Here is a 3,586-nt window from a genome sequence, read left to right as displayed (position 1 = left end):
CTTTGACTCAACGATGTTGATGCACTTGCACTCTGACTTAAGGATGTTGATGCACTCTCACTTTGACTCAGCGATGTTGACGCACTCTCACTTTGACTCAATGACGTTGAGGCGCTCTCACTCTGACTCAATGAGATTGATGCACTCTCGCTTTGACTCAGCGATGTTGACGCACTTGCGCTTTGGCTCAATGAAATTGAGGTACTTGCACTTTGACTCAACGATGTTGATGCACTTGCACTCTGACTTAAGGATGTTGATGCACTCTCACTTTGACTCAGCGATGTTGATGCACTTGCACTTTGACTCAACGAGGTCGAGGCGCTTTCGCTTTGAATTAATGAAGTTGAAGTACTTGTACTCTGACTCAACGACGTTGAAGCTGATTGTGAATTGTATATTGAAGTACTTCCACCATAAATTACTTGACTACCATTATTAACAGCAGCTAACTGACTTGTAGCCATTGAGGTTGCGATACTAAAACTAAGTGAGGCGCTGAGCGATTCAGACTCATTAGCATAACTTGTACTATTAGAATTCAAGGAAACTGAACCGACAACTACCGAACTTCCGGTAACATTAGTTTTATTACTACTGATAAGTTCTGAAAAATCGTTATCATCAACTTTAATCGTAGCATTTTCAACATTAACAATAATTCTTGGATCACCAAGATATGTAACCCCATTATCGGTCTCTAACTTATCCGTATTAAAAGCTACTCGGAGCGGATCGTTAATATTTACGGTTGCGGTTGCGTTGACAGAACTAGATGCTCCAATATTAGATGCTCCTTTACCAGCTACTAAAGTAACATCAGCTCCTGGATTAAAGTTAACTGCATTTCCACCTATTCCAAGCCAATTAAATTCAATATTTGCTTGCGAGTGTTCGCCATACATTGAAGTATCATTGGTACCTTCATGCTTGATCAATGTAGCAGTACCATTGAAATTAATTTTATTAGCAAATGTTCCGGCTATGCGGAAATTAGACCCTGTAATAACCTCTAAAGTAACATTTGAGCCCTTAGCAAAGTCAATTGTTCCGCGATTGATAAGACCTGTACTACGAGGTACAATTCGAACATTATCAACTTTAGCGGACATTTTAACGGTTGCATTCTCACTGACAATAAAGTTATTCGCTCTAGCACCATCTAATTTAATGTTGTACTCTGTTTTGCCAATATTTTCCATCGTTAAACTGGCGTTACTACCAACTGTAACAGTACTTTCATTTGATGACAACGATACACTAATATTAGTATTGGTAAGAAGCCACATATCAATATCCGTTGCGCTATTCTTTAATACTATATTAGCATCATCCGCAATATTAATAGCATTCGAAACATATAAGGCCGTGGACTTATACGCAATCTCATTATCGCTCACTTGAGTGATCTGGCTAAACACTTCCGTATTATGCGACTGGCCATCAACTTCATAAGATATAACACTGTTTAACGTTGTGTTTCCCACTAAGTTCAGCGTTTTAACACCAGCAACAGGTTTACTCCACACTAATGTCCCACCGTAAGCCGTTACATCTTTATATGTCACGGTGTCCGCTCCATTGCTACTCATATTAACAAAACCGTACTTACTAGTGTTATACAGGGTAGCATTTTCAATTGTTAAGTCAATCTTGGCACTACCCGAACTATTATTTAGAATAATCCCGCCATCACTATTAAGAGCATTAATATAGTGTCCATCCCCAATAATGGTAATATTTCGATTCCCATTATTAATGGTAATCGCGTTGTTAAGGGTAATATTGTTTTTTAGCTTAATAGTCGTAATTGAAGCATCCTGCAAGGCTGCCTTTAATTCTTCTTCATTAGATACTTCTTTAATGCTTTCTGCAAGTTGTACTATATTATCTTCCGTAACTGTTCGATTAGCCACGGAAGTTTCCCCATCATTATTTCCAGTTACTGGCAAGATGGTTGCCATCCCATTGTCTTCTAAATAACTCGTACTCGCACTCTCTTCTATTGAAGTTTTTTCATTATCAAGTGATGTTGAACCCGTTATTGAATCTGCCGTTGTCGAATTTGAATGACTCCCAGAGTGGTCAATTGAAGCGGCATCACTGTTTTCTATTGCTTGGCTGCCAGAAATACTATTAGACGAGTTTTCGCTCACCATTGAGCTAGTGGTTGTACCTTCAAAGATAGTGGTTGAAGTTGTGCTTCCAGAAACGCTATTTACTGATAGTGAATTACTTTGCATCGACTGGCTAACCGTTGACGTACTTGTAGATTGACTAGCAGTTGACCCACTAGTAGATGTCATTGATTGACTTGTAGAGGTACTTACAGAAGTCGATCCCGAGCCAATCACTTGAGAACTATAGTCAACCGTTGTTGTCGCTGCGTGGACTTCTGTTGGTGAAACAGCACCAATTGCTCCCATTCCAAATAAAGTCGCTACTGTCGCGATTCCTTTTTTGTAGTTATCTGATGTATCCGCATCTTTTAATGCATCTAAATCATTAAGATCAATGGGCTGTACTTCTTTCTTCGACATAAAAGAAAGTAAACCAAAGAAACGAGTTAAAGCGCTAAACCAACCGCGTTTAGTTTTATATAATTTAACTTTACTTTTTGTTTCTTGAGCTTGCTTATGTTTGACCATAGATTGTCCACCTCTCCAATTTCATTATTCTATTATTATTTAGGTAATTGATAGTAAAGCTTCCCATCAACATTCTTACACCTGGTTTCATCAAAATTAAGTCATATCTTCATCACATAAACATTATGACCTTTCTCCACAATATCAATTTTGAAAACATTTTCATCATGACACAAATAATTTTATTGAAAAAATATTGTTAATTGATGAGCAAAAGTTAAATTATTTTAAAAAGACCTTATGATTTTCTTATGAGTTATTACTAGCTCAAAAATCATAAGGTCTTTTCTAACTTTAAACCTAGCTATTCTTTTTTCTTCTCTTACCTAAACTAATCCCAAATAATCCAAGGAACGTACCAAGGATTACTCGCCAAATACTTTGGTGTTGATTTCCTGTTTGCGGTAACTTTTGGGATACAGTTGAGGAAGTGTTTTTGCCAATAGTTGGTGTAACATCCCCCTTTACTGTATGGACGGTTACTGGCTCTGAGACAGGCATTTCATTCACTGGGGATTCGCCAGCAGCGCTTACTGCCTTAGCTGGAGTTGAATTTACTCCTGTGGCCGTACTTGTCGGTGTAGTCGGTATTTCTGGAACACCTGGTTCTTCTGAATTTGGAACCGCCGATGATGTTGGTCCATCCGATTTAGGCGTCTCGCTTGGTTGCGTTGATGCACTTCCAGAAGAACTTGGTGTGTCGGACTGCGATGGTTCATCTGGCTGTGCAGGCGTACCTCCGGCACTTGAAGATGAAGCTGGTTTTTCTGGATTAATTGGTGTTACCGGTACAATTGGCGTTACTGGCACATCCGGTTCGTCAGGTGTTGGATGCGGTTTAACCGGATCTTTAGAATATAGAACATTGAACTACTCCCACTTAGCTAAACCTACGGTTTAATGCTTGAAGTGGGAGATTCTGGAAACATCGCATACTT

At 39.0% G+C, this 3,586-nt stretch carries 2 protein-coding genes; both read right to left on the bottom strand.

Translation table 11 applies throughout. The annotated features are described in order from the left end of the window. The coding region (locus tag AACL61_RS08715) for a serine-rich glycoprotein adhesin (RefSeq protein ID WP_339111256.1) at positions 1 to 2,648 on the bottom strand (2,648 nt) is incomplete at its 3' end. 300 nt (positions 2,649 to 2,948) lie between these two features. Then, positions 2,949 to 3,458, bottom strand: a complete 510-nt coding sequence (locus AACL61_RS08710; protein WP_231125409.1) for an LPXTG cell wall anchor domain-containing protein — start codon at positions 3,456 to 3,458, stop codon at positions 2,949 to 2,951. Positions 3,459 to 3,586: the final 128 nt, after the last annotated feature.

The sequence above is a fragment of the Limosilactobacillus reuteri subsp. porcinus genome, from assembly GCF_036621895.1.
Lineage (GTDB): Bacteria > Bacillota > Bacilli > Lactobacillales > Lactobacillaceae > Limosilactobacillus > Limosilactobacillus reuteri_J.
The sequence above is the reverse complement of the archived record's forward strand: the minus strand, read 5'-3'. Positions and strand labels throughout refer to the sequence as shown.